Here is a 26,926-nt window from a genome sequence, read left to right as displayed (position 1 = left end):
ATCCGACTCCAAACGGAGGGCTGGGGAATTGTCCACGGCTGCAAACCGACATCCTAGTGCTGCCAGATCGTCAACAGCACGTGCGCAACTTCTATGCAACCAGTTGCAATCACTATAGTATCAGAGCATCACATCAAACGTATTTTGCTCGCACAACCAATACCTTCAGTATGGTTCGTTATCGGGCAAGGTCGATCTGCATGTCGGGATCAATTCCTCTATTTGCTCTATAAGTATGTCAAGATCACTCAGTTGCGTTCGGTGATTGGAAATGGCGCAGCGCAGCGCATAAGTTGACCCAACTCTCGTGTCAGAGAGCGCCGCAACCCCATCTTCCTGCAGTCGCAGCATGACTTCTCGGTTGAGGGCTTCGAGATTGGATTCCGTCATATTGGGCAGGCAAATGCGAAAGCACACAATGTCCAACATAGGATCGGCCAAAAGTTCGATATCCTGTGCCATTCGGATGCGATCCGCCAGATACTCTGCTTGGTTGATGTTCTGGTCGATCAGCCGACCAAATTTTTCGACACCATGTTCCTTCAGGCTCATCCAAACCTTAAGCGCCCGGAACCCGCGCGATGTCTGAATGCCAAAATCATGTAGCCAATCGGCAGCGGCCACGCCGCGTGGTTCTTTCTCCAAGTATGACTGGCTAAGCGCGAAAGTATCGACATGCTGCGATTTGTCTTTGACCACGCAACAGCCAACCTCAAACGGTGCATGCAGCCATTTATGTGGATCCAGCGCAACAGAGTCAGCTTTGTCCAATCCGTTTAGCTTATCTCCGTTTTTAGGAGCAATAGCGGCTAGTGCTCCGATGCAACCGTCCACGTGAAGCCAGAGACCTTCGCGCCGGGACACATCTGCGAGTGCGGGCAAATCGTCAATTGCGCCGGTGTTGATAGTTCCAGCTGTTGCGATAATGGCGACTGGCTGGATGCCATGCGCGCGGTCTTCGGCAATCTGTGCACGCAAGGCTGTAACGTCCATCGTATAGTCTGATCGGGATGGCAGGCACCGCAGGGAATTTGATCCAAGGCCCAGCACTTCCATTGCAGTCAGATGGCAGCCATGAACCTGATCGGACGCATAAAACGCTAGCCTAGCACCGCCGACCCCATGTTCCCTGATGGTTTGCTGGCCGAGCGCTGTGTTGCGCGCAACCGTGAGGCCTATCAGGTTGGCTACGGAGCCACCACTGGTCAAGGTTCCACTAGCACCAGCCGGGAACCCGACCATGGTCTTGAGCCAGTCCACCACTTGCTGGTCCATAAGAGCTGCGGCGTGATTTCCGCCGCCGAGGTTTGACCCCAGAATGGCAGCTAAAAAGTCGCCGAGAGCGCCGGTGAAATTGCTGGCGCCCATATACCACATCCAAAACCTGGGATGGATGTTACCCATTGGATAGGGCAGCAAGTTGGTTTTCATCTCTTCAAAGACTGTATCAAGTGGCATTCCCGATCTCGGTAGCGCTTCTTTGTATGTCGCGCGCACGCTGTCTGGCATGTTTTGCCAAACAGGAGATTCGCGCACATTGGAAAGCCGAGACACAGCTTCATCCACCATGCGGTACGCCGTGGCACGCATGGCTTCCCAGTCTTCCGGGTCGAGTGTTTCTTCCTGATGCAGCATTCTGTCCATTACTCGCCCGCCATTTGCGCACTTGGTGTGGACAGGGAAATCGCGCGTTCCTCGTCGGTCATCTCGGCCTCGATGTCGTCAAACAAAGGCGTCGAAAGATAGCGTTCAGCCGTATCTGGCAACATCGCCAAAATAACGGATCCTTCAGGGGCGGTCTTAGCAACTTGCAGTGCTGCCAGAACCGTGCCGCCACCTGACACCCCCGTCAGAATGCCCTCTTTCTGGGCAAGCTGCTGTGCCATTTTGATCGCGCCAGGACCGGCGACAGGCATCAGTTCGTCAAATGATCCATTGTCCAAAGCTTCTTGCAACACAGCCGGGATAAAGTCAGGTGACCAACCTTGAAACGGGTGTGGTTGCCAAGCCGAATGACCGGCGACAGGGCTGCCATCAGAATTGCGATCCTGCGCAATCCCACTTCCTACGAGTCCGGCATTTTCAGGTTCGGTCAGGATAATCCGGGTATCGGGTGACTCGCGGCGCAGTACGCGCGCGACTCCGGTCAATGTGCCTCCTGTGCCAAATCCCGTTACAAAATGCGTCAGCCGCTTATCCTTGAAATCTGCGATAATTTCAGGACCTGTTGTCATTTCATGAACTTTTGCATTCGCGTCCGTTTCAAATTGACGGGCCAGAAACCAACCGTTGGCCTCGGCCAGCTCTACCGCCTTGTTGTACATTCCCATCGCCTTTTCGGCCCGCGGTGTCAGCACCACTTTCGCCCCTAACACCCGCATGAGGCGCCGCCGTTCGACGGAAAAACTGTCCGCCATTACGATCACCAATGGATAGCCCTTTGCAGCACACACCATCGCCAGACCAATTCCGGTGTTGCCGCTGGTTGCCTCAACAACCGTTTGGCCTGGTTTTAGCGCCCCGCTTTTCTCGGCTTCTTCGATAATGCTAAGCGCTAACCTGTCTTTGACAGATGCTGCGGGGTTGAAAAACTCGGCTTTGACAAAAAGCTCTACGTGATCGGGTGCCAGATTGTTGATCCGGACGACCGGCGTTTGTCCGATTGTTTCGTTGATATTTGCGTAAATCACTTTCCTAGCCCCTCTTTGAATGGATGATGTTCTGCATTAATGTACTGACTTTGCCCCATGGTTCGCGCACAAGCTTGCAGACAGCTTGTAGAAATGGTGTAGAATTTCGCGACTTCTGATAGATTTCTTTCATGAAATTCTGTTTTGGCAATTTCGAGCTGGACCACGCTGCCGCTGAATTGCGGTATTCGGACGGTCAAGGCGTTCACCTTGAACGGCAAGTTTTCCTGTTGCTGAGCTTATTGGTCCAAAACGGCTCGCGCGTGACGACATTGGACGAAATTGTCACCAAAATCTGGAATGGCGCACCAATTTCAGACGCCGCTATTGCAAGCCGTATCCGATCTGCCCGTGCCGCTTTGGGGGATGACGGGAAAACGCAAAGCATCATCCGCACGATCCGGGGACAGGGCTTTCGGTTCGAATTGCCGGTGACCAAAAAGGTCGACGCAAACCTCGCAGAGACGCTGATCATCAATGAAGGGGTCGCTCCATCCATTGCCGTGTTGCCGTTTCAGGCCTTTGGAGAAACAGATCAGGCTAGGGTGATCGCTCCGGCCCTTGCACATGAATTGATTGTGTCGTTGTCGCTGACAAAGTGGGTGACGGTCATTGCGCGCGCCTCAAGTTTCCAACTCGGTAGTGTTGCAAACACGCAAAGTGTGCGCGAGCAGTTAGATGTAAGATATGTGCTGTCGGGTAGCGTCGAGATTAACGGACCAAATCTGACCGTGTCGCCGGTGCTTGCTGCTGCGGATTCTGGACAAGTGATCTGGGCTGATCGCTACACTGGCCTGATTGATGACATTTTCTCTATCAAGGCAGATGTCACCAATTCTGTAGTAGCAGCGGTCGAACTCCATGTTCCGCGCCACCAGGCCGCCGAGGCCCGACGGCAGGATATTGAATCCCTCGACGCCTGGAGCTTTTTCCACCTTGGACTAAACCACATTTATCGGTTCACCCAAGAAGACAACGCTTTGTCTGCCAGATATTTCAAAGAAGCTCTTGCCCGTGCGCCCAATTTTGCACGTGCCCATGCCGGGCTTTCTTTCGTTTCTTTCCAGAAGGCGTTTACCGGTTTCGGCGCCGATCGCGGTGTTGCCGCTCAGGATGCCTTATCTGCTGCTGAACGGGCAATGGAACAGGCCCCCGATGACCCGTTTTCCAATTTTGTGCTTGGGCGCAGCTATTGGATTCAGCAAGATTTGGATACCGCGGTGCATTACTTGCAACAGGCTGTTTCGCTAAATCCAAATTATGCGCAGGGTCACTACTCGCTCGGTCTAGTGCAAGCGTTGAACGGCGTCAGTGATAACATTGACCAACGTGCAGATCTGGCGACGCGCCTCAGCCCGCTAGACCCGTTGCTCTATGGAATGCACGGCATGAAAGCATGGGCACGGATCAACAGTTGCCAATGGGAAGAGGCCGCGCATTGGGGGGATCTGTCTGCACGCACACCCGGCGCGCATTTCCTCATCGATATGTTAGCGGCTATGGCCCATCAGGCGAATGGAAACATAGAAGACGGCCGTAGATTTGCTGATTGCGCCCGCAAGCGTCGCCCGGACGCGTCACTAGATCATTTTTTCGCGGCCTTCCCCCTTCCTAAGGGTGAGGCAAGAAACACAACACGTGCAGCGCTCACAGCGTTAGGATTCTAGGATTACGTCAGAAATCAGCGCCGTGATTGGTTTTGGTGGGCGACCAAAAAGTAATGAGCGCCGTTACCAACGATAAGTAATCATTGGATTGAGGCGCAGCAATCGGCATTTTGGGCTCAAATCGGCAATTCATTGTGCGTTGATCAAAAAGTTCGTTTCGACCCACACGAAAACCAGCTCGTAACAAGGAAGAACTAAAGGCGGCGCAGTAACGCCACAGCCATGGCATTAGATCACGACGGCGTATTGTCTGCCTGTGCCAGTAGGATCGCGCGGGATTGCGAGGCGAATTCGCGTCGGTAAAGCAGGCCTGCAGTGATAACTGTGCCGACGATCAACGCGAGTGGCCCCAGAAACCATGCAAGCAAGGCCAGTGCGAAATAGGTAGAGCGCAGCCCGCGGTTAAAGCTGCGGGCTGCGGTGACGCAGATTTCGGCCGATTGCGTGGCGCGGGGATAGGCGATGGGATCTTCGGGCTCATTCGGGACCGCGGCCATCAGTACCGCGCAATAGCCGAACAGACGATGCGCCCAGACATATTTCAGAAAGGCATTGGCCAGCAGCAGGACGACGGCGAGTATCTTGATCTCCCACACCAGGGCTGGAAAGCTGCCGATGGCCAGATCACTGGCGACACCGGCCAGACGCTCGGTATTGCCCAGCAGGGCCAGGCCACCACCGATGGCAATCATCGTGGTCGAGGCAAAGAAGGTACTGCCTTGCCGCATCGTGGCCACGACCTGCGCGTCAAACATCCTTGGCTGGCGTGTGACCATCTCGCGCATCCAGTCGCGGCGATACTCATCCATCATCAAGGCCACTGACCGCTTCTTTGGCGACGGGTTTTCGATCATCCACCCAAGGCACAGCCAGGCCCCCATCATCAGCGTTATGGCGGCAAAATCCAAAGGGGCAAACAGAGCGGCGCGGTCAATCCAGGTCATGGCCGTGACAGTACTTCCGGAAGTCGGAACTTGCCATACTGACAAATTGGTAATATTATTTTACCAAACCAAGGAGCCTGCCATGGAAATGCCAAAGCCAAGCCCTGATGTCCTGCGTCGCAAAGATGCGGTGGTGGCACGCCTGTCGGGGGTTCTGCCGGACGAAGCGATCATTCATGACCCGGCCGAGACACGCGCCTATGAATGCGATGCTTTGACCGCCTATAGATGCCCGCCGATGCTGGCGGTTTTGCCTTCGACCACGCAGCAGGTCTCGGATATCTTGCGCATTTGCCATGACGAAGGCGTGCCGGTGGTACCGCGTGGTGCGGGTACGTCGCTGGCCGGGGGCGCGCTGCCAACAGCTGATTGCGTCATACTGGGCGTGGCCCGGATGAACGACGTGCTGGAGGTTGATTATGACAACCGATTCATCAAGGTCCAGACCGGGCGCACCAACCTGAGCGTCACCGGCGCGGTCGAGGAAGAGGATTTCTTTTATGCCCCCGATCCGTCGTCGCAACTGGCTTGTGCGATTGCGGGCAATATCGCGATGAATTCCGGCGGGGCGCATTGCCTGAAATACGGGGTGACCACGAACAACCTGCTGGGTGTGACCCTGGTGATGATGGATGGCTGCGTAGTCGAAATCGGTGGCGCTCATCTGGACGCGCCGGGTCTTGACCTGCTGGGGGTGATCTGCGGGTCCGAAGGGCAACTGGGCGTCGTCACCGAAGCGACCCTGCGCATCCTGCGCAAGCCAGAAGGCGCACGGCCCGTCCTGATGGGGTTTGATGACAATGAAATCGCAGGCCAATGCGTTTCGGACATCATCAAGTCCGGTATCTTGCCTGTTGCGATTGAGTTCATGGATCGCCTGTGCATTCAGGCCTGCGAAAACTTTGCACATGCCGGGTATCCGGAATGCGAAGCATTGTTGATTGTCGAGGTCGAAGGCTCGGAGGCCGAGATCGACAGCCAGCTGGCCAAGATTGTCGAGATTGCAAAACGCCACGATCCGGTCGAGCTGCGCGAGAGCCAGTCGGCGGATGAAAGCGCCCGGATCTGGTTGGGCCGCAAATCGGCCTTTGGCGCCATGGGGCAGATGAACGACTATATGTGCCTGGATGGGACCATCCCGGTATCGGCGCTGCCCGCCGTATTGCGCCGGATTGGTGAGCTGAGCGATGAATTCGGCCTGCCGGTTGGAAATGTATTCCATGCCGGCGACGGGAACATGCACCCTTTGATCCTGTTTGATGCCAACAAACCCGGCGACCTCGAAAAATGTGAGGCGTTCGGGGCGGAAATCCTGAAACTTTGTGTGGATGAGGGCGGTTGCCTGACCGGTGAGCACGGTGTGGGAATTGAAAAGCGCGATCTGATGCATCATCAATATGCCCCTGCCGATCTTGAGGCGCAGATGGCGGTTAAGGATGTGTTCGATCCAGGATGGTTGCTGAACCCCGCCAAAGTGTTCCCGCTGGATGCCTCCGAATCCCGTCGCGACCCGCAAATGGCTGCAAATAGGCTCTAACAAAGAGAAATATGATGAAACCCACGTCAGAAACTGAACTGGCCCAGATGGTGGCCGGGTTGACAGGCGCCGTGCGTATCGCCGGCGGCGGCACCCGTGGTATCGCGGGGCCTGACGAAGTGATTGAGACCAGCAGGCTGACAGGCATCACACTGTATGAACCCGGTGCCCTGACGCTGGTTGCGCAGGCCGGGACACAGTTGGCCGAGGTTGAGGCCGCATTGGACGCCGAGGGCCAGCAACTGGCCTTTGAGCCGATGGACCATCGCAGCCTGTTGGGCACCCAAGGCGAACCGACCATCGGCGGTGTGGTTGCTGCTAACATCTCGGGGCCGCGCCGCATTCAGGCAGGCGCATGTCGCGATTTCTTGCTGGGGGTGCGATATGTCGATGGCACCGGGCAGGTGATCAAAAATGGCGGGCGGGTGATGAAGAATGTCACTGGCTATGATCTGGTCAAGCTGATGTGTGGGTCCTGGGGAACGTTGGGCGTGCTGACCGAAGTATCGCTGAAAGTCCTGCCCAAGCCAGAACACACAGCAACGCTGTCAGTGACCGTATCTAATGCAGAAGCAGCGATAAAAACGCTGTCCGCAGCGCTTAGATCTCCGTTCGAGGTCACTGGCGCAGCTTATGACCCGGAAGGCGAAAAGGCCTTAATTAGAGTCGAAGGTTTTGCCGATTCCGTCGCTTACAGAACCGAGAGGCTGACATCCGAACTGTCTGGGTTCGGCCAGATCGCAAATGTCGATGAACCGGCAACACTGTGGACGGCGATCCGCGATGTTCACGCGTTCCGGGGCAAGGCTGGCGACGTGTGGCGTCTGTCTGTCACGCCCGGTGACGCCCCGATGATCGCGGCGCGGGCCGAGGCTGAACAGGTGCTCTACGACTGGGGCGGGGGTCTGATCTGGCTGCGTCTTCCTGCGGGAACCGATTTGCGCGCGCGTCTTGGCACTTTTTCTGGTCATGCAACCCTTGTGCGCGGCGATGCGGAAATGGTCGAGCGGCTGGGCCGGTTCCAGCCTGAGAGTGTAGCTACACAGGCTCTAATAAAAGGCATTCGGGCGAGATTTGATCCCCGAGGGCTGTTTAACCCAGGGCTGATGGGGTAGGGTAATGCAGACAGATTTCACCGAAAAACAGTTGCAGGATCCGGCGATCCAGCGATCGAACCAGATCCTGCGCAGCTGTGTTCATTGCGGCTTTTGTACTGCCACCTGCCCGACTTATCAGGTGCTGGGGGATGAGCTCGACAGCCCGCGCGGACGGATCTACCTGATCAAGGACATGCTTGAGAATGAGCGTGTCCCGGATGAGAAAACCGTCAAACATATCGACCGCTGCCTGTCCTGTTTGGCCTGCATGACCACCTGTCCGTCGGGCGTTCACTATATGCACCTGGTCGATCACGCGCGCGAGTATATCGAGCAAAACTACAAACGCCCACTGACCGATCGCCTTCTGCGTTGGGTTCTGGCGCAGATTCTGCCCTATCCGACGCGGTTTCGCTGGGCCCTGATCGGGGCCAAGCTGGGCCGTCCCTTTCGGTTTCTGATGCCGGATGCGCGGCTGCGGGCGATGCTGGAGATGGCACCAAAACATATCCCTCCGGTCAGCCGCAACGATGACCCGCAACGCTTTGCCCCTAAAGGAGCGCCGAAAAAGCGCGTGGCACTGATGACAGGCTGCGCCCAAAAGGCGCTGAACACGGATATCAACGATGCCACGATTCGCCTGCTGACCCGGCTGGGCTGCGAAGTCGTTGTGGCCAAAGGCGCGGGATGCTGTGGTGCGCTGACCCATCACATGGGCAAGGTGGCTGACAGCCACAAAGCGGCGGCGGCCAATATACAGGCCTGGACCAATGAGATCGATGGCCAGGGGCTGGATGCCGTCGTCATCAACACCTCGGGTTGTGGTACGACCGTCAAGGATTACGGGCACATGTTCCGAAACGAGGATTTGGCGGCAGATGCCGCGCGGGTTTCGGAGATTGCCATGGATATCAGCGAATTGCTGGTGCAGCTGGACCTGCCCGGAGGCCAGCACAAGGGCATGACCGTCGCCTATCATGCCGCTTGTTCTTTGCAGCATGGGCAAAAGATCAAAAACCATCCCAAAGACCTGTTGAAGAATGCGGGTTTCACCGTGTTAGAGCCTTCAGACAGCCATCTGTGCTGTGGCAGCGCCGGGACCTATAACCTGATGCAGCCCGAAATCTCGGGTCAGTTAAAGCAACGCAAGGTTCGGACGCTTGAGGCTAAGAACCCCGATGTTATCGCTGCAGGCAATATTGGTTGCATGATGCAGATCGGTTCGGCCACGCAGATACCTATTTTGCATACGGTCGAGCTGTTGGATTGGTCCACTGGCGGACCGTTGCCGCGTGCGATGCAGCAGGGTCATGAGGTGGGAACGGCCGTGCCGATCCTGCGTTAGCTACCTGATGCAGGGCTGCATCAGATAGAACGGGAAACGTGCCATACTGTCGATGCCCTATTTTCGCCGTACCTGACAGCTATGAACATATGCCGAAAGCAACGCCGGAGAACCGCTTGAGAAACTGGATCAAGGCTTTGGCGCTGGCACTCATACCGATGGCTGCAACGGCGCAGGATAGCGGGCTGAAGAGTCTGGACACCACCGATGCCGGGCGGGCCTGGATGGCTGTCGGGCGCTTGAATATTGACGGCGAAGCATTCTGCACCGCGACGCTGATTGCGCAGAACCAGGTGCTGACGGCAGCGCATTGTCTTTATGATAAGGCCACAGGCCAACGTATTGACCTGTCTAAGGTCGAATTTCTTGCCGCCTGGCGTCTGGGTCGGGCATCAGCCTATCGTGCGGCGCGCAGGGCGGTGATTCACCCCGATTACTTTTACGACGACGAAACCCCGACCAACCGGATCGGTAGCGATATTGCGCTGATCGAGCTATGGCAGCCAATCCGCAGTACCTCGGTCATTCCATTTGATACCGGCGATCGGCCCGTTCGCGGACAGGAAGTTGGTGTTGTGTCCTATGCGAAGGACCGCGCCGAGGCGCCATCATTGCAGGAGGTCTGCTCGGTCGTGACCGGCGTTTCCGAGGTTCTTGTCCTGTCCTGTGATGTCGAGTTTGGATCCTCCGGCGCCCCGGTATTTGCGTTCGAGGGCGAAAGACCACGGATCGTCTCGGTCGTGGCGGCCAAGGCGGAATTCAATGGCGAGCCTGTGGCCATAGGTACCGCAGTCGAGGTTTCGCTGCCTTTGCTGCGGAGTGAACTGTCCGCCGGGCGCGGATTCAGCGGCTCGGAAACCGGCGATTCGGCAAGCCGTCATATTGGCGCCAGGTTCGTCCGGCCATGATGCGATTTTGGGCAAGCCTGTTTTTATGCCTGGCTATGATGACAACGATGTCCCAGGCGCAAAGTGCAAAACGCAAACTCACCGACCGCGATGACCTATATGGCTGGGAGGCCGTCGGCCGCCTGGATATCGGCGCCGAGGGGTTTTGTACGGGTACGTTGATCGCACAGGATCTGGTACTGACCGCGGCCCATTGCGCCTTGGACAAAAGAACCGGTCAACCCTATGGGCCGGGGCAGGTAACCTTTCGGGCAGGGCTAAGCGACGGAACTGCGTTGGCAGATCGCAAGGTGGTGCAGATCGCGGCACATCCGGATTACACACGTTTCGCTCAACTGTCGCCCGATGCCGTGCGCGTTGATGTCGCGTTGATGCGGCTGGATCAACCGATCCCCTATTCCGTGGCCGATCCCTTTGCGTTGCATAACGGGCGCGTGGCGGGGGATGAGGTCAGTCTTGCATCGTATGGTCGGGGCCGATCGAATGCGATTACGCGGGAACGGTCCTGTAAAATCCTGCAGCGCTATCAGGGCCTGATCACATTCAACTGCGACATTACCTTTGGGTCCTCGGGTTCGGCCCTGTTGGCGCGAAAAGGTCCGCGCTGGCAAATACTTTCAGTAGTCTCTGCAGTTGGTACGGATGGTCGGCAGAAAGTGGGATTCGGTATGGAATTGCAGGAAATTGTGGCCGATCTGAAGGCGACTCTGCGCCGGGATGCCCCTAAGCCAAAGGCGACAATAAAGCGATTGCAGGTGGGATCAGGCAAGTCGGATACCGGTGCGAAATTCATCAGCTCCGGAGGGGGTTGAACTCGGCCAGAACGTTTCCCATGTCAAATGTATCGGGCCGCCGCAAACGGGGCCTGAGACAATCGAACGCCCGTCCGATCGGAGGGCATTACGTTCATCGCTCAAACATGAGGATACGACATATGCGTACATTTGACTTTGCACCGCTGCACCGCGCCACCGTAGGTTTTGACCAGATCGCTGACATGATGGATCGCGTTCTGACCAATGATGTGGCTCAACCCAGCTATCCGCCCTACAACATCGAAAAAACCGATGTCGACACCTATCGTATCTCGGTTGCTGTTGCCGGTTTTTCCGAGGCCGATCTTTCGGTCGAAGTGAAAGAGAATTCGTTGGTCGTCGCCGGTAAGAAAACTGCGGAAGACAAAGATCGCAGCTATCTGCACCGCGGTATCGCCACCCGCGCGTTCGAGCGCCGTTTTGCCCTTGCCGACCACGTTCGTGTTACTGGTGCCAGCCATGAGAACGGCATGCTGAATATCGATCTCAAGCGCGAGGTGCCCGAAGCCCTGAAAGCCCGCCGGATCGAGATTTCGTCCAGCAAGGCCATCGAAAAGGATGTGGTTGACGCCAAAGCCGTAAACTGAGGCAGTCAGTCACCACGCCGCGGTAATCGTTCCTCTCTGGATTACCGCACCATGCGCCCCGCGTTCCTCCAGACGCGGGGCGTTGCCTTTACGGCCAGCTGTTCAGCGAAGGTTTGGGCGGATCAGACCGACAGGCAGATGTATTTCATCTCCAGATAGTCTTCCATGCCATGATGGCTGCCTTCGCGGCCCAAGCCGGATTGTTTGACGCCGCCGAACGGGCCCAACTCGGTTGAGATGATGCCGGTGTTCACACCAACGATCCCGTATTCCAGCGCTTCGGCCACTTTGTAAACGCGGCTGAGATCTTTGGCATAGAAATACGAGGCCAGACCAAAGATCGTGTCATTGGCCATGGCGATCACGTCGTCTTCATCCTCGAACTTGAACAGCGGTGCCAGCGGGCCAAAGGTTTCGTCCTGCGCCACCAGCATGTCCTGCGTCACACCGGTGACAATGGTCGGCTCAAAGAAGGTGCCGCCCAGATCGTGCGGCAGGCCACCGGTCAGGATTTGGCCGCCTTTGTCGGTTACGTCCTTGATGTGTTCTTGCACCTTGGCAACGGCGTCATCATTGATCAACGGTCCAGTGGTGATGCCTTCGTTCAGGCCGTCGCCGACGTTCAGAGCCTCGACCGCGGCCTTCAACTTGGCAGCAAACGCGTCATAGACACCGGCCTGCACATAGATGCGGTTGGCGCAGACACAGGTTTGGCCGTTATTGCGGAACTTGCACATCATCGCGCCTTCGACGGCGGCATCCAGATCGGCATCGTCAAACACGATGAACGGCGCATTGCCGCCCAGTTCCATCGAGCATTTCATCACCTGTTCCGCCGCCTGCCGCAGCAGGATGCGCCCGACTTCGGTTGAGCCGGTAAAAGTCAGCTTGCGCACGCCGGGATTTTCGCAGAATTCCTGGCCGATTTCGCTGGCGCGCGACGAGGGCACCACGTTGAACACACCGGCGGGGATGCCTGCCTGCTGGGCCAATGCGCCCAGAACCAGCGCCGACAAGGGTGTCTCGGCGGCAGGCCGGGCGACAAAGGCACACCCGGCGGCCAGCGCTGGCCCGGCCTTACGGGTGATCATCGCGTTGGGAAAGTTCCACGGCGTGATCGAGGCCGCAACGCCGATGGGCTGTTTCAGCACCATGATGCGTTTGTCGCGCTGATGACCCGGAATAATCTCGCCATAGATGCGCTTGGCCTCTTCGCCGAAAAACTCGATGAACGAGGCACCATAGCCGATCTCACCCACGGCTTCGGCCAGCGGCTTGCCCTGTTCGGCGGTCAGAATCTTGCCCAGATCCTCGGCGTTTTCCATCATCAGATCGTACCAGCGGCGCAGGATCACGGCGCGTTCCTTGCCGGTCAGCTTGGCCCATTCCTTTTGCGCGGCCTCAGCCTGAGCGATGGCACCTGCAACCTGTGCACGGCTCAGATCGGCGACCTCGGCGATCACATCGCCACGCGCTGGGTTGGTGACGGAAAACGTCCCATTGTCACCATCGACCCACTGGCCGCCGATATAGGCCTTGGTCACCAGCAGATCGGGGTTTTTCAGAATGGATTTCAGGTCGGTCGTAGTATCCAGCATGGGTCGGACTCCGGCAGAAAAGGGTTTGCGCGCACCCAAACAGGTGGCGTCGCATTTGTCTATGTCCACTCGGCGGGCAGGATCAATCCAGATTTGATCAAATTCATCGTTGCAGAGCGCAGATATCTCGCCTGCGTGGCCTATCTTTTTCGATACGAAATTGTAAAAGTCTCGGTGATTTGAGGGCTCAAGGGGATGTAAATAAACATAACATTCCCTATCTTATTGGGTAAATAAAGAAAACAGGGGACAGCAGAGATGTCGAACCAGCAATTCGAAGCGTTGATTGAAGAAACACAGACGAAAGTGCGCGAAAGCCAGTCGCAGATCCAAGGGCTGACCTCGCGGATTGAGGCTGCGCGGGCCAAGATCGGTACGGCCGAGGCGGATATCGATATCGAAAACGCCACTTTGGAAGATGTGCACGCCCATACCGAAGTCATGAACGCCAATATCGCCGAGCTGATCATGGGTCTGGATGACGTCACCAGCGCATTCTCTAAGGATTTTGACGAGATGCGCTCAAAATCCGGGTGGGAGACGTTTGTTGGCATCTTCTCGAAGGGCAAATCTGAATCGATGCGGCAGGAGCGGATGCGCACAGCCAGTATTGACGACAAGCTGCAGGACCTGATCGCCAAATCCGACGTGATCGTGAAACTGCTGGAAGGGCAGCTGTCGGTGCTGGAAGAACAGCGCGTGAAGGTTGAAAACAACCTGACCGGCACGCTGGACGACCGTGAGGCCACCGTGGCCGAGCTGGAGGCATTGCGCGCCGAAATTCAGGGCATGGACCCGACAATTATCACGCTGGAGAACAAGATCAGCGTCGAACAAGACGCCGCCGCGCGCACCCAGTTGGAGACCGAGCTGGCCGAGCTGAACAAGCAATACAACGCCAAGGTTCAGGAAGAACAGGTCAAGCTGGCCAAGTCACAGACGCTTGAGCGGTACATCGAAAAGGGCAAGACCTGGGTCGATTCACTGCAGAACCAGGCGGCGACGCAGATGGTGCTGATCAACAAGCTGCAGACAGACACTCAACAGCGTGTAGTGCTGTATGACGCCCTGACCAAATCGCTGAAAACCGCGCAGCAGCAGGATGTGGCCCACCGCATCAACGAGATCGGCGTGCAGACGGATCAAGAGGCGCAAACCGCCATGGCCTCGATCGGCACCGCGACCAACCAGAAAATGGCCGACATGCTCGAGGCGCATGAGGACCACATGGTCTTTGCCCGCGACGTGCTGGAGAAAAAGGCCAAAGCGGATGAGCGCTTTGCCCGGCGGTTTGCGTCGATTGTCGAGAAGCATGATAAGAATTTGTATGGTGGGTGATGAATAGCCCTAAAATGAGAGCGTGTTTGGCGTTCGGATTGCTATTCTTTGCGTTGACCTCGCTGACTTTCTCGGTACCAGCTTATTTTTCGGAGTCGGTGAAAGTAGAATACAGTAACAGTATCACTGGGGAGTCCGGAAAATACACAGCACCGGGTTCGCAACTTGTTGCGTTCCTTGTCACTTTTCCCGTTGTTTTTGGCCTCTTCGGCGCGTTCTTTGGCTGGCAAATACGGAAGCAGCGTCAGGTAACTCTTCTGGCTGCTTCCAATCCGATAGCACCAGATTACGTGAAGAAAAAAAGTAAAACGGGGTTCTTGGATCAATCTGTATATCGATTGAACCAAGACGGAACCGATATGCAGGTCGTTGGGATTGAAAATGACTAACCCCACCCAAGACCACGTCGGCCTGACCGACACGTTCGCCTCGCGTCGCTATTTCCGCAAATTTGAGGTGATCACCGTTCACCTCCTGCGCGTGGCCGCGACGATGGAGGCTGAGGGCGCGATTTCCAAACAAGAGGTGCGCATTGTGTCGCGCTATCTCTCGGGGCTGCTCTTCACCTTCCGCGCGCTATCCATGAAATACCTGCTGGTCGGGCGCGATACGGGGCGGTTCTTTGGAAGCCTCGCCATGGACAAGCGCGACAGTGGGTTTCCGGTGGCGGCCGAGCTGCTGACTATGGCCAACGATGCGCAGCAGGCGCAGGTGCATCTGGCGAATATGCCGTCCGAGGATGAGCTGAAAACCGACATGGTGCGCACCATTATCAGCGACCGGGAAATCCCGACCAAGCTGCAATTCGCGCTGTCCCAAAGGCTCTATTACGAGGAATTGCTGAAGGGTGAGCTTTTCTGGGCCCGTAACGATCCCGAATGTCACTGGATTGGCAATGAGGGCGAGCGGCGCAGGTTCCTGATCCACTGGGCCGTGTACGACAGCCAGATCAACCTGCCGGTCATCTACCTGATGGAGTTGGAGGATTCGGGGCGCACGGCCCTGCCCAAAGATCAACGCCGCTGGCCCGAAGTGCAGGCGCATCTGATGGCGCAATCCTTGGGTGGGTTGAAACTGGTGACCATTGCCAAAGGCTTTGATCAGGATTTCGACGACCTGCATCCCAAACACCTGCGCCGCATTCATGTGGGGCCAATGTATTCCTCGGCCTTTACCGAGCAATCCGGCCCGCTGCGGCAGGTGCTGGAGGATGCGAAATCCCCTGCGGGTCAGGATTGGGCCTTGGCCTGGACCACTGAAGCGCTGCGAAGCGAGGATGTGATTCAGGAACGCTCAGGCTGGTTCGGGACCGTAGACCGCGAGGTCTTTGCGCTGGACCCATTCGGCGGGCAGGGGGCCGAGACGGGGGCGACACAAACCGAGCGCTCGATCATTCTGCCACAACGCCCGTTCCAGGTACTGGCCGAGCGCAACCCGCCGGGCTTTGGTGACGTGCGCAAGTTCGTCGTCAGCAAGACCGGGCAGGTGTTGAGATATTGAAGACAGTAAAGGCTATTTTGAGATGAGTTTGACGTCAGACCAGATGGAATTGCGCGAAGACGATATTCGCAAGCACTACACTGCGGCCACCGCCTTGCTGAACGGGTTCGAGCACGCGCCGCGGATTGCCAAAGCGGTTGAGGCCGCGGTTGAGAGGTCGCCGGGCGTCTCCACAGGTCGGCGGTTTCGGTCCACCACACCTGGTTTGGTGACACGGCGGACTGTACGGGCTGACGGGGTGCATCTGGTGGAACGGATCGAGGCGTCAGATGACGGCGATACGCTGGTTTCACCCCCGCAGGCCACCACACAACAGGCCATTCGCCGCGCGATCGCCATCGCTCTGGCGGTGTCTGAAGCCTATGCCGAACAGACCCCGCTGGCTGATCTCAAACGCGCGAATTTGGCCGGGGATTTGCCCGCCGCACGCAAGACCGAATTCTCGGAACTGCTGACGGCTGAGGCGCTGATCACCTCGCACAGCTTCGGCAATGCGCTGGCCTATCTGATGTCGTCGCATCTGGGTGAAACCACGGTTGATGTTGGGGAAATCGAAGAGGTTCTGACCGACAATGGCCAGCTCGCCCTGCACGGCGCGCTGTGGGAGCTGGACCAAACCCTCGCCAAACACGCGCCCGATGATGCGCATTTGATCGCGGCCACCAGCGCCTATGCCGAGCAACTGATGGACAAGGCCGCCCTGCGCGCCCAGTCCGCAGGCCATCTGGCCCCGTTCCAGAACGCCGCTTGGCATATCGAAGCCGATGACCTGACCATTCGCGGCTTTGAACCCGCCTCCAAAGCGAAATCCACCACCCTCACCATGACGTTCAAGAAACCGAACGAAGTGGTCGGCAACCACATCGCCAAGTATCAGGCGATGAAGCTGGCCAAGATGGTGATGGCCTATGACTTTGACCGCCGTCTAAATCCGTTTGCCGAACTTGGCGGGTTCATCTTCACCTTCATGGGCGACGGCAAACCGGGCACCGGCAAGACCACCTTGATCCAGATGATGGCCGGGCTGATCAACGACTATTGCCAGAACGCGGGCTATCCGTTCCGCTATCAAAACCTGAGCACCGACAATATCGACAGCTATCAGGGCAAATCCGGCCAGAACGCCAAAGCGTTTATCAATACGATCATCGACCCCTCGGTCATCGGCTTCGGCACCATCGACGATATTGACCAACTGGCGGGTAAACGCGGCGACCGGCAGTCCTCGGCCGGGCAGTTGGAAATCACCGCCGTGCTGATGGAAAGCTTTGCGGGCGCCAACACCGTTGTGCGCGGCAACTGTACCTTTGGCATGTTCTCGAACTACCCCGAGAATGTGGACGACGCCCTGCGCCAGAGGGCGGGTGCTCGGTTCCTGGTGGACGGGCCGCAGACGCGCGAGGATTACATCGACATCCTGCACCTGCTGATGGGCCGCAACCACGACATTCCGCTGGGCGAACACGAAGCGTATGCAGCACAGGAGATCAAGAAAGCCGTCGCCGCCAGTTTCGAAAGCCACTCCCGCCCGCACGAAGAGGCTCTGTTGCAGGTCTATGACCGGGTGTCCGGCGATATCGGCCAGATGGACACGATTGCCAAGATGGGCAGCTATCTCAAGGCGATCCAACAGGCGGATGAGCGGTTCACCGGCCGCGCGATCAAGAACATCACCGATGCGGTCAAGGTCCGCGCGATGGATTTCGAACTGCCCGATGAGTGGATGGAAAATCCCGACCTGTTCCTGTTCCGCGACTACGACACCAAGAAGGCCATGATCGAGGACCTGCGCCAGCCGATCACGGTCGAGATGGTGATCCAGGAAATCAACCGCTACGCCGACAGCGAGTTCCGCTATGCCGACAAGAGCGACGAGGTCGCCATCGAAAATGCCGTTCGTGAGATGGGCCGGATGGAAGAGGCCAAACGTCGGTATTTGGAGGGGAAGGGAACAGCTGGATGAAGCGCTCTTTGAAACATCCAGTCTTTTGGGGAGTTTGTGCCACCGCTTTGCTAGGCGCGTTCGCCATCTGGATCGGTTCTCAAGAGTATTGCGTCGGTGATACCAATTGCCGAAGCAAGTTGTCTGTTTTTCTAGATGCGAGCCCCAATGAAGTTGGAGATACATTGGCTGGATTTGCAGGAACGCTGGCCTTTGTTTGGATAATAGTGACTGTTTGGCTCCAAAGCTTGGAGTTGGCCGAACAAAGAAAGGAACTTGCCGCGACACGTGAGGAACTAAAGCTCAGCAGAGAAGCGCAGCAGCAGCAAGTGAAAGCCTTGAGATCGCAGGCAGAAATATTTCTAGATGAGCAACGGTCCCGACAGGAACTTCGAGCAGGTAAACTTTTGGAGGAGAGGTTAAAAGGCTTAGCTGAGCGGATAGTAGGCAAACCTGATCTCGTTGTGGATGTCGATGTCATACGACCCAACTCCAAAGTTCAAAAATCCGGAGTTGGTATCGGGATTGATTTAGACGAGAACATGCCAGTTGACGTAGTCCTAAGGCGTTTCAACCAAGAGTTAGAAGCGATGACACGGGCAGTTGAAAAGAACAAAAGCGAAGGAACTAAGTACACCAACCATCGATATGACATTGCTCGCTTTGGCGAGATAGAGGGTTTGTTAGAAGCTATAATTGAAGACTTTAAGTCGCTATCTGAAGCGGACAAACAGAGGGTTCGAAACCTACATATTGTTAAATCTTACACACAGTTTCTGGAACTGTTGGACCTAAGTATGGTGGAAGCATGATCCGCCTCATCGAAAAAGGCCTGATGTTTGGCAACCTCGTCCACATCTCCAGCCCGGCTCTGGTCGAGCGGTATAACCGCGCGCTGCAGCATCTGGCGGGTAAGACCACGGAGCTGACGGATTTTCACGTGGATATCTCGGGCTATTCGCCGGAGGTGGGGATCGAGCTGGAAGATGAGCTCTACCTCAACCCTAACGGGGTCAACCGGCAGTTCATCCTGCTGACGACCGAACAGAAACGCGCGCCTCTGCTGAACGTCAAATTCTCGACCTCGCGCGATATTCTGCGGGAATTCATCGAGATGAACGAGGCGCAACTGTTCGCGCTGACCGCTACTGATGCGGTGGCTGGAGAACTGGTGAACTCGGTCATCAAGCTCAGCACCCCGCGCGATCTTTTCAACATCCAGAAGATCGAGATTGAGGCCGATACTGCTGGCGGCACCCTGCGCAAGGCTCAGCAACTGGCAGGCATGGTTGAGCAGTTCAAAACCGAAGAGGACGCCTGGTTCGACGATGTGTTGATCGCAAAGATGATCGAAACGGCCAAGGAAACCGGCGATGTCACCCGCAACCCGGTCCACCTGCGCCACACTGCCTTTGAACAGCGTAATTTCTGGACCGCGCATTTCGGCGGGCTGTATCTGTTTCCAGACATGGATCACCCGGCGGCGATCTGCATGGGCGAAAAGCCCGACGATCTGAACATCAAATACACGTTTGACCCGTCGCAGCGGAACCAGATCGCCAAGTTTCTGGACTATAACGACCTGGTCGAACCCATCGTCAAGGCGCGCGGCGTGGATGCTGCTGCGATCCTGCAGCAAAAGATGGACTTCCTGACCGTCGACGCGGCCGCTGATGCCGGGGTCGATCTGACTGGCCTGAACCGCAGTGATATGCGTCGGCTGGCGCGCACCCACGCGGATCGGTTGCCAGAGGCCTATCATGGGCTGGCGCAGCTATTGCGTTGGGCGACGGATGGCGGGCGGTGGCCCCGGATCACCTCGGATCATTCGGCGTATTTCTATACGCTGCGGGCTGCCGATACGCCGAACCGTGATCTGGTGAACATGCTGCTGGCCGAATTGGCCCCACTGGACCCGCGCCAGATGTTCATCTGCCACAAAGAGCTGTTCTATAGCACCTACAAATCCTGGTCCGAGGCCAAGAAGGCCTATGTTGCTGATTTCCTCGCGCGTGAGTATCAGGTGGACAAGGCGGGTGCCCGCGCTGCCCTGTTCGGACATGAGCCGGATATGAGCGGTCGAGACAGGATCAGCGAAACCGTTATCGCCCGCGTTGGTCCCTGGGGCGCATTAGGAAAGGATTGAAATGTTCGGAGCGATGCGCCTGTTTCTGATCCTGCTAGTCATCCAGACCGTGGCCTATTTTGCCCTGTCGCTGTATTCACGCAGTGCGCGTCGCCGCAGGCTAGAGCGTTGGTGGGACGAAAAGGGCAAAACCGGAGACAAGGCAGCCTTTGTCGCACGGGGGCTGCACGTCTATGACAATTCGTTCCGGCGCAAATTGATCCTGGGTGTCTATGTTGTGCCTTGGGTAGCGATCGGGTCGCTGATCTACATTGTGAACTACATGTGAGAGGTAAAGCATGGCCTATTTGAAATGGGCATTCATTCTGATTTTCTGGGGAACGGTCGCCGTAATCCTTCAGTATTCTCTGCCACAACGGGATGTGGTTCGGATCGTCAACACCTATGAAGAACGGCAGGACCTGAACGACTGGACCCGGATCTTCTGGTCCGAGCCCGATGATCAGTCGGCCAGTCTGTCGAACCGGGATGTACAGTTCATTCAGGCCGTACGTGCCAATGGCAAACCGATTGTGTATCGCAACGAAGATACCAGCTGGGGTTGGCCGCCCTATTTCAAATTCGACACTGCCAATTTGTATACCGAAGCCAATGACGCGATCTCGGACAAAAATGACCCGGACTGGGTTGCCGTGACGCATTATGGCTGGCGGAATGAGTTCATGTCGATCTTTCCCAACGCTGTCTTTATCAAACATGTCGATGGTCCGGATGCGCGTCTGATCCCTTGGTTCAACATCGTCTTCCTGACGGTCTTCTTTGCGATTGTCTGGGCAATCTGGGTGCGCTGGCGCAGGTTCCGCCAGGCGCGGATCGATCCGATGATCGAGAGTGTCGAGGATGGGTTGTATGCAACCGGCGACGCCATCGGTGAGCATCGCAACCGATTCCGCAAATGGTTGGACAGTTGGAAATCAAAATGACGTGAATTCCCGGCGGGTCTTGGGGCTGTGCGCCTACCGCCGGGATAGCCCTTCATCGAACGATGAACTCGGCGTGTAATGCTCCGGCCGCTTTGATCGTTTTCAGGATGTCGATCATGTCGCGGGGTGAGACACCCAAAGCGTTTAGCCCTGCGACGACTTCGGACAAGGTCGTGGCCTCGGGAATTTCCGCCAAACCGGTGCCTTCCTCTTCTTCGATACCGGCTACGGTACGCGGAACCACGACGGTTTCGCCTCGTGCGAACGGGTTTGGCTGAACCGCGATAGGGGCCTCTTCGACCGTCAGTGTCAGGTTGCCCTGCGAGACTGCCACGCGTGAGATCCGCACTTCCTGACCCATGACAATCGTGCCCGAACGCTGATCGACTACTACTCGCGCCTTTGTTTCTGGCTCTACCAGGATGTTCTCAATGCGCCCAAGCGCATGCGCGGTCGAGATCGCCTGTGTCGCTGCAATATTCAGTTCGATCGTTCCGGAATCGCGCATGATCGCTACGGCCCGGTTGAATTCGGTATTGATTGCCTGCTCGATCCGACCGGCGGTTGTGAAATCCGGTTCACGCAGAGCCAGGCGCATTTGGGTCAGATCGGAAAGCTCAAAGTCGATTTCGCGTTCGACCCGAGCTCCGGATGGGATCACACCGGATGTCGGCACCCCTTGGGTGACCGAAGCCGCATCGCCTTCGGCAACGGCGCCACCCGCCAAAACCGACCCCTGCGCCACCGCATAGATCTGGCCATCTGCGGCATTCAACGGTGTCATGATAAGCGTCCCGCCCAACAAGCTTTTGGAATCGCCGATTGCCGAAACGGTGACGTCAATCTGCCCACCAACCCGCGAAAAAGGGGGCAGGCTGGCGGTTACAAGAACGGCGGCCACGTTTTTGGGGCGAAAATCCTCACCATTCACGTTCACACCAAGCCGTTCCAGAATATTGGACATGATCTCTTCGGTGAACGGAGAATTCCTGAGCCCATCGCCGGTTCCATTCAATCCGACCACAAGACCATAACCAACCAGGTCATTGCCGCGCACCCCGTCGAAATCGACAAGGTCCTTCAGCCGGATTGCCCCGGCAAAAGACAGGCTCGGAAGCAGGATCAGGAGAATGGCAAGTAATCTCATCTCAGGAAATTCACTAACGATAGGTTCGCGTTGCGAACGGTGACAGAATACAGGCTTTCCAATTGAAATTGGACAGTCTGCAGTTGCACTGCGGTTTGATACGGGTCCGCGGCGATCAGAGAGTTTCGGCTGTATTCCAGGCTTGTATGCGCCGCCGCGTTGCGCGTGGCGGCTTGTTCAATCCGGGCCTCCGCCGAACCAACATCCGCCCGCAGGTTCACTGTGCCGTCCTGCGTATTGGCAAGCTTGACACCCAACTGGGTAAACAAGGACGTCCGCAGATCATTGGGAAGTCCCAGATTATCGTCCGAAACCAGAGCGGCGACGGCGATGTCCCGCAACGCGGCTTTGAGCGTCGGATCGGTCGCAGTGATCGGAATAGAGACACTTTCATTCTCCGAAATGCTCATCGGTGCCAGCGCCGTATCTGCGCCCTGATAGATAACCGCATCGAAACCCGCAGGATCATTGAACCAGTCTTCCGCAGCTTGTGTGATGTCCGTGAGTGTTGTCAGCCCCGTCAACTCAGCCTTTAACGCGGTCAACAAGGTATCCGCAGATGCCAGAGGCGACACATCAGTATCCACGCCGGAAAACAGGCTTCGGCCACCCGCACGGGTGTTCAATGCCGACATGACCGTATCCAGCTCATTTCTGGCCTGGACAGAGGTATGCTCATGCGTGACCGCCTGATTGGAAGTCCCATATGCCAGCAAGGACGACGTCAGGCGCCCCACCGCGTCGTTGACCGTTGTAAGGCTTAGCTGCATGGCGTCGGTGAACAGACCGGCTTCGGCTGTGGCCACTTGAAAGGCATCCAGACGCGACAGGTTGCGATCCATATCCAGAAGATAGGAATAATCCCCGTCCAGATGGCCGGAGACATCCTGCACTTTGCCTGAAGACATCTCATAAGACAGGGTTTCGATCTGATTTTTGATATCAGTCGCCCGCGATTTCAGGGTCAATCCGCGCGCGAGGTCGCCCATAGAGGTTACATTCATCATCACAGCCTCAACAACGTGTCCATAAGTTCATCGACGACCGAAACCAGTCTGGCATTTGCCGCATAGGCCTGTTCGATTTGCATCAGCCGCTGCAATTCCTGATCGGTATCGACGCCCTGTTCGGCCTCAATGGCCGTCATTTCCAGATTGGCGCTGTTTGCAAACACCCGCCGCCCGTCGGCCACATGGGCGTCCGAGCCAACCCGTGACAGCAACGCCTCAGAGATGTCGGCGGCGCGCATGTTTCCGGCCCCGAAAACCGAGCCTGCAACAGGGCGCTCGTCGTTCAGAATTGAGCTGAAGGCGCGCAGTTGGCTGGCATCTCCGGCGCTACCAGGTGTGGCTGCCCCCAGCCCGGCGCGTAGTTTCCAGCTGTCTCCCCCGGCGTCCGGGTCGACGATTGCGTTCAAGCTGATGCGCGAGGCCAATCCCGTCACCGATGCCGGATCAAACCGGCTGCCATCATCGGTGAACACGCCCGGATCCGTGGCCAGCGCCGTCGGATCCAGCCCCGGCGTTTCGAATCTTTCGATAAGATCGCGCGCAACAGCATCCAGATCGACTTGAGCCTCAACCGCGATTTCATCCCGAATCTGGAATTGGGCCATCAAGGCACCACCGCGAATTTGGGCAAAATCGCCACTGGTGCGGACAGGGTTTCCGTTCAGCTCAAGCCCGGACAACAACCCGTTTGCTAGGGTCATATGGGGCTTGGTGTCGCCGGTTGTCGAAAAGGAGAACTCGGCCGCAGTGTTTTCCAGCAATATCAAGCCGCCATCAGAATAAAGCGAGACTTGATCATTGTCCCTTTGAATCACATTTACAGGAACCAGTTCGTTGACCTGATCAATCAGGACCTGTCGTTGATCCAGTAGCCCACCAATATCGGCGCCGGAATACTTAATGGCCGGGATCTTGGCATTCAGCTCTTCGATGTCCTTCAGAGTCTGATTCAGGGTATCGACCTGTTTGCCAATGGTCCGGTCAGCTTCGGACCGCATCTGCCGTAACCCTTCCGATGCTGCGTTCAGGCCGCGCGCCAGATCCTGAGCCGTGCGCGCAACCTGGTCCAGTCTTTCACTGGAATCCGGCAGGCTTGCCGCTGTTAAAAGGCTGTTGTCAAAATCAGCCAGTCGAACCACAAGCGAAGCGGGATCATCGGCGGACCCTACCAAAGATTCCAACCTTGTGTGAAAGTCTGAAATGGTGGTGTGAAAGGCCAGATCGGCATCCGTGGCCCTGCGGTTGGACGTGAGGACGGGATTCTGATGACGAATGACACCTACGGTACGCACGCCGTGGCCGGAAATCGTGTTGGTTGCCAGTTCCAAAGACCTGCGCGCGTAGCCGGGCGTCAATGCGTTTGCAATATTTTCGGACACAACCGCCGCACCGCGACTGGCGGCGGTCAGGCCGCCCAACGCGTTGTTCAATGCTGTGGACATATTCATTCTGCAGGTCCCTTTCCTGAATCAAAACCCTGATCAGCGTTTGATATTGGTTGTTTCCTGAAGCATCTCATCCACCGTTTGGATAACCTTTGCGCTGGAAGAGTAAGCCCGCTGTGTCTGGATCATCGAGGTCAGCTCGGTCGCCACATCGGTAGTGGATTCTTCGCGCGCAAAAGAAACCAGGTCGCCGGTTGGCCCGTCCCCCGCATTCCACAGAAAGAACGTCCCGCTTTCCCGGGATGGTGCATAGGTCTGGCTGTCCAGCGCGGTCAGTCCATTTGGGTTCGGAACATCCGCCAATGGGATCTGGTACATGCGTCGGCTGACGCCGGTATCGTAGAACGCATAAACATACCCGTTTTCGTCAACCTGAACGCTGGTCATGGTGCCGACCGCCGAACCGTCGCGCGTGATCGAAACTGGTGCAAATGTATCGGACAGTTGCGTGATTCCGTCGGCATCCCCGATTTCCCCTATATTGATCTCCATCGGGCCGCCGGCCACGTTCACCACAACGCTGCCGGTTGCTGGGTCATATGCACCGCCGGTGACCGCAGTTACGCTGGCCAGCGTGCCACCCGCAGTTCGGCTATCGGTGAAGGTCAGGGTGTATTCACCGATAATGGCGCCGCCCGAGGCTGAATCGCGCATGATCATCGTCCATTCGTTACTGCTGCCGGTGGCCGGCACTGTAGGGACAAGTTCGATATCAACGCTTTCGGATTTTCCCAGATTGTCGAAATATTCAACGGACAAGGGCTGCATGTCGCCAGGGGAACCCGCATCCGTAGCGGTCGCGGGCAGGTTCATGCGCAGATTCATCTGCGTCGTGGGCGCGCCCGACAGTTGATTAACACTGAGCTGAATGGGTTCAAGCGCAGCTGGCGTGTCACGCGGAACCGCAGGGATGGTTCCATCCGCATTCGCACGCCAACCCAGCAGAACAAGCCCTGATTCGGTGACCAGATATCCTTCTTCATTGGTGCGGAACGACCCTGTCGTGGTCAGCAACATCTCATTCGAACCGGCCGCGATCTGAGAACTTGGTCGTACAGGCATCATGCCGCGCCCACGCACCGCAAGGTCGGTGGAGTTGTTGGTTGTCACCAGCGAACCGCGCTGGTCGATCAGGCGTTGGCTGGTGGTGCGAACGCCCCCAGCGGAATAGCTGCCGCCCTGGCCGGAGGTGACCATAGAATGGAAATCAGTTTCCACCCGTTTATACCCGAAGGTTGACGAATTCGCGATATTGTCCGAGATCGTCGCCAGCCGGTTTGCGTTGGCCTTCAATGCGGCCACGCCAGCGTTCAGCGAAGAGGAAATTGTCATTGGCACGCCCTTCTGTTGCGTCAAATCTTGATGCAACAGCTAACGCGCTGGGCCTTAACAGCGCGCTAACAGGTAAAATGCCGTCTATCCTTTTATTCTCAGGTGCCGCGCAGAAAGATGATCTCGATCCTGTTGTTGCGTGCGGCCATCGGGTTTTCATCCGACAATTTTCGATCAGCATGACCGGTTACGCGGTCCAACCTGAGCGGCGCAACACCCTTGTCCTGCAGCATTTGGCGAACTTGCTGAGCGCGCGAGGTAGACAAATCCCAGGCCGGGTTTTTGGCCAGAACCACCGGCGAGGAACCGACATGCCCTCCGACCGCCATGTCATTTGTCACCAGATCAGAGGATCGGGCCACCAACAATGTCAGAGCACGCAGCATATTGGTTGGTTGGTTCGTCCCTGATTCGAACAGAGGTTGATCCTTGGTGGCGAAGAGTTCGACCACCAGACCCTCATCTGTCACGCGGGTGACGATATGTTTGTGGACCTTGTCGGACACCATGCTTTCGCCGGTTCGCCCCATAAGCTCTGATTCCAGTGAGGAAAAGTCTTCGACCGTTTCTTTTCCGCCGCCGTCCGAGCTGACGCCAACCGATCCACGCGCTTGTCGCGCGGGCGTCGGGCTGCGTTTGCTGGCGCCGGTCCCGTCCATGACCAGAGTTTCCTCAGAGAACATGTTATTGCCGCCAAAGGCCCCATCGCCGCCACCCGAAACCGGGTTTATGGGAATGGTCGGCGAGAAATAATCCGCAAGCCCTTTGCGTTGTTGTTCCGTTGTTGCATTCAGCAGCCACATCAACATGAAGAACGCCATCATGGCCGTGACAAAGTCGGCATATGCGACTTTCCACGCGCCACCATGGTGACCATCGCCACCTGACACACGTTTCTTCTTGATGATGATTGGCGCCACATTGGATTGCGCACCCATCTCCACCACCTTTTTAT

Annotated in this window: 24 protein-coding genes; 15 read left to right on the top strand and 9 right to left on the bottom strand. The window is 56.8% G+C overall.

Going from position 1 to position 26,926, the window contains the following annotated elements; translation table 11 throughout:
- Positions 1-165: 165 nt before the first annotated feature.
- Both AC2FIP_RS15510 and cysK read right to left on the bottom strand, forming a co-directional pair.
- Positions 166-1,644 carry a pyridoxal phosphate-dependent decarboxylase family protein gene (locus AC2FIP_RS15510; RefSeq protein ID WP_496787112.1) on the bottom strand — a complete coding sequence of 493 codons (1,479 nt, stop codon included), beginning with the start codon at positions 1,642-1,644 and terminating at the stop codon, positions 166-168.
- Positions 1,644-2,690 (bottom strand): cysteine synthase A, encoded by a 1,047-nt coding sequence (gene cysK, locus AC2FIP_RS15505; protein WP_496787110.1) that lies wholly within the window; start codon positions 2,688-2,690, stop codon positions 1,644-1,646. The genes AC2FIP_RS15510 and cysK overlap by 1 nt, the downstream gene beginning before the upstream one ends.
- 131 nt (positions 2,691-2,821) lie before the next feature.
- Between cysK and AC2FIP_RS15500 the strand changes: the two genes are divergently transcribed.
- On the top strand, positions 2,822-4,357 hold the full coding sequence (locus AC2FIP_RS15500) for a winged helix-turn-helix domain-containing protein (protein WP_496703047.1): 1,536 nt from the start codon (positions 2,822-2,824) through the stop codon (positions 4,355-4,357).
- A 233-nt stretch (positions 4,358-4,590) separates the two neighbouring features.
- Here AC2FIP_RS15500 and AC2FIP_RS15495 read toward each other — a convergent pair whose 3' ends face one another.
- Positions 4,591-5,301 carry a DUF599 domain-containing protein gene (locus tag AC2FIP_RS15495; protein WP_496692691.1) on the bottom strand — a complete coding sequence of 237 codons (711 nt, stop codon included), beginning with the start codon at positions 5,299-5,301 and terminating at the stop codon, positions 4,591-4,593.
- 82 nt (positions 5,302-5,383) lie between these two features.
- Between AC2FIP_RS15495 and AC2FIP_RS15490 the strand changes: the two genes are divergently transcribed.
- The 6 genes from AC2FIP_RS15490 (at position 5,384) to AC2FIP_RS15465 (ending at position 11,590) form a co-directional block, all read left to right on the top strand.
- Positions 5,384-6,838 carry an FAD-linked oxidase C-terminal domain-containing protein gene (locus AC2FIP_RS15490; RefSeq protein WP_496787109.1) on the top strand — a complete coding sequence of 485 codons (1,455 nt, stop codon included), beginning with the start codon at positions 5,384-5,386 and terminating at the stop codon, positions 6,836-6,838.
- A gap of 14 nt (positions 6,839-6,852) precedes the next feature.
- Positions 6,853-7,953 carry an FAD-binding protein gene (locus tag AC2FIP_RS15485; protein ID WP_496703051.1) on the top strand — a complete coding sequence of 367 codons (1,101 nt, stop codon included), beginning with the start codon at positions 6,853-6,855 and terminating at the stop codon, positions 7,951-7,953.
- Between the two features lie 4 nt (positions 7,954-7,957).
- Positions 7,958-9,280, top strand: coding sequence for a glycolate oxidase subunit GlcF (gene glcF, locus AC2FIP_RS15480; RefSeq protein ID WP_496703052.1), 1,323 nt, complete (start codon positions 7,958-7,960; stop codon positions 9,278-9,280).
- Between the two features lie 116 nt (positions 9,281-9,396).
- Positions 9,397-10,188 (top strand): trypsin-like serine peptidase, encoded by a 792-nt coding sequence (locus AC2FIP_RS15475; protein ID WP_281973552.1) that lies wholly within the window; start codon positions 9,397-9,399, stop codon positions 10,186-10,188.
- A gap of 47 nt (positions 10,189-10,235) precedes the next feature.
- A complete protein-coding gene (locus AC2FIP_RS15470) occupies positions 10,236-11,000 on the top strand; it encodes a trypsin-like serine peptidase (RefSeq protein ID WP_496787108.1) in 765 nt (254 codons plus the stop codon).
- A 122-nt stretch (positions 11,001-11,122) separates the two neighbouring features.
- Positions 11,123-11,590 (top strand): Hsp20 family protein, encoded by a 468-nt coding sequence (locus AC2FIP_RS15465; RefSeq protein WP_142638359.1) that lies wholly within the window; start codon positions 11,123-11,125, stop codon positions 11,588-11,590.
- A gap of 122 nt (positions 11,591-11,712) precedes the next feature.
- Here the strand turns inward: AC2FIP_RS15465 and AC2FIP_RS15460 are convergent, their stop codons facing one another.
- The gene (locus AC2FIP_RS15460) at positions 11,713-13,188 is read right to left on the bottom strand and encodes an NAD-dependent succinate-semialdehyde dehydrogenase (protein ID WP_496692696.1); all 1,476 of its coding nucleotides are present in this window, start codon (positions 13,186-13,188) and stop codon (positions 11,713-11,715) included.
- 258 nt (positions 13,189-13,446) lie between these two features.
- Here AC2FIP_RS15460 and AC2FIP_RS15455 point away from each other — a divergent pair, with 258 nt between their 5' ends.
- The 8 genes from AC2FIP_RS15455 to AC2FIP_RS15420 are packed head-to-tail and all read left to right on the top strand — an operon-like array spanning position 13,447 to position 21,037.
- On the top strand, positions 13,447-14,526 hold the full coding sequence (locus AC2FIP_RS15455; protein WP_271950875.1) for a coiled-coil domain-containing protein: 1,080 nt from the start codon (positions 13,447-13,449) through the stop codon (positions 14,524-14,526).
- Between the two features lie 26 nt (positions 14,527-14,552).
- Positions 14,553-14,915 carry a hypothetical protein gene (locus AC2FIP_RS15450; RefSeq protein WP_496787107.1) on the top strand — a complete coding sequence of 121 codons (363 nt, stop codon included), beginning with the start codon at positions 14,553-14,555 and terminating at the stop codon, positions 14,913-14,915.
- Entirely contained in the window at positions 14,908-16,026 is a 1,119-nt protein-coding gene (locus AC2FIP_RS15445; protein WP_496787106.1) for a hypothetical protein, read from the top strand. The genes AC2FIP_RS15450 and AC2FIP_RS15445 overlap by 8 nt, the downstream gene beginning before the upstream one ends.
- 22 nt (positions 16,027-16,048) lie before the next feature.
- Positions 16,049-17,989: an AAA family ATPase gene (locus AC2FIP_RS15440; protein WP_496787104.1), complete on the top strand. Its 1,941-nt coding sequence runs from the start codon at positions 16,049-16,051 to the stop codon at positions 17,987-17,989.
- Positions 17,986-18,780: a hypothetical protein gene (locus AC2FIP_RS15435; protein ID WP_496787103.1), complete on the top strand. Its 795-nt coding sequence runs from the start codon at positions 17,986-17,988 to the stop codon at positions 18,778-18,780. Before AC2FIP_RS15440 ends, AC2FIP_RS15435 begins: the two co-directional genes overlap by 4 nt.
- Positions 18,777-20,114 carry a DUF6638 family protein gene (locus tag AC2FIP_RS15430; protein ID WP_496697343.1) on the top strand — a complete coding sequence of 446 codons (1,338 nt, stop codon included), beginning with the start codon at positions 18,777-18,779 and terminating at the stop codon, positions 20,112-20,114. Before AC2FIP_RS15435 ends, AC2FIP_RS15430 begins: the two co-directional genes overlap by 4 nt.
- Before the next feature lies 1 nt (position 20,115).
- Positions 20,116-20,382, top strand: a complete 267-nt coding sequence (locus AC2FIP_RS15425; protein ID WP_282022190.1) for a hypothetical protein — start codon at positions 20,116-20,118, stop codon at positions 20,380-20,382.
- A gap of 10 nt (positions 20,383-20,392) precedes the next feature.
- Complete coding sequence (locus AC2FIP_RS15420) at positions 20,393-21,037, top strand: DUF1523 family protein (RefSeq protein ID WP_496689870.1); 645 nt, start codon at positions 20,393-20,395, stop codon at positions 21,035-21,037.
- Between the two features lie 52 nt (positions 21,038-21,089).
- Here AC2FIP_RS15420 and AC2FIP_RS15415 read toward each other — a convergent pair whose 3' ends face one another.
- The 5 genes from AC2FIP_RS15415 to AC2FIP_RS15395 all read right to left on the bottom strand — a co-directional run bounded on the left by AC2FIP_RS15415 (position 21,090) and on the right by AC2FIP_RS15395 (position 26,909).
- Entirely contained in the window at positions 21,090-22,184 is a 1,095-nt protein-coding gene (locus AC2FIP_RS15415; RefSeq protein WP_496787101.1) for a flagellar basal body P-ring protein FlgI, read from the bottom strand.
- The gene (locus AC2FIP_RS15410) at positions 22,181-23,191 is read right to left on the bottom strand and encodes a flagellin (protein WP_496787100.1); all 1,011 of its coding nucleotides are present in this window, start codon (positions 23,189-23,191) and stop codon (positions 22,181-22,183) included. Before AC2FIP_RS15410 ends, AC2FIP_RS15415 begins: the two co-directional genes overlap by 4 nt.
- On the bottom strand, positions 23,191-24,642 hold the full coding sequence (gene flgK, locus AC2FIP_RS15405; RefSeq protein ID WP_496703768.1) for a flagellar hook-associated protein FlgK: 1,452 nt from the start codon (positions 24,640-24,642) through the stop codon (positions 23,191-23,193). Before flgK ends, AC2FIP_RS15410 begins: the two co-directional genes overlap by 1 nt.
- Positions 24,643-24,675: 33 nt before the next feature.
- Complete coding sequence (locus AC2FIP_RS15400) at positions 24,676-25,971, bottom strand: flagellar hook protein FlgE (protein WP_142638334.1); 1,296 nt, start codon at positions 25,969-25,971, stop codon at positions 24,676-24,678.
- 98 nt (positions 25,972-26,069) lie between these two features.
- Entirely contained in the window at positions 26,070-26,909 is an 840-nt protein-coding gene (locus AC2FIP_RS15395) for a flagellar motor protein MotB (RefSeq protein WP_496787099.1), read from the bottom strand.
- Between the last annotated feature and the right edge of the window lie 17 nt (positions 26,910-26,926).

Source organism: Ruegeria sp. CDSB114 (assembly GCF_059611025.1).
Note: the sequence above shows the minus strand (reverse complement) of the source record. Positions and strands in the feature narration are given on the sequence as shown.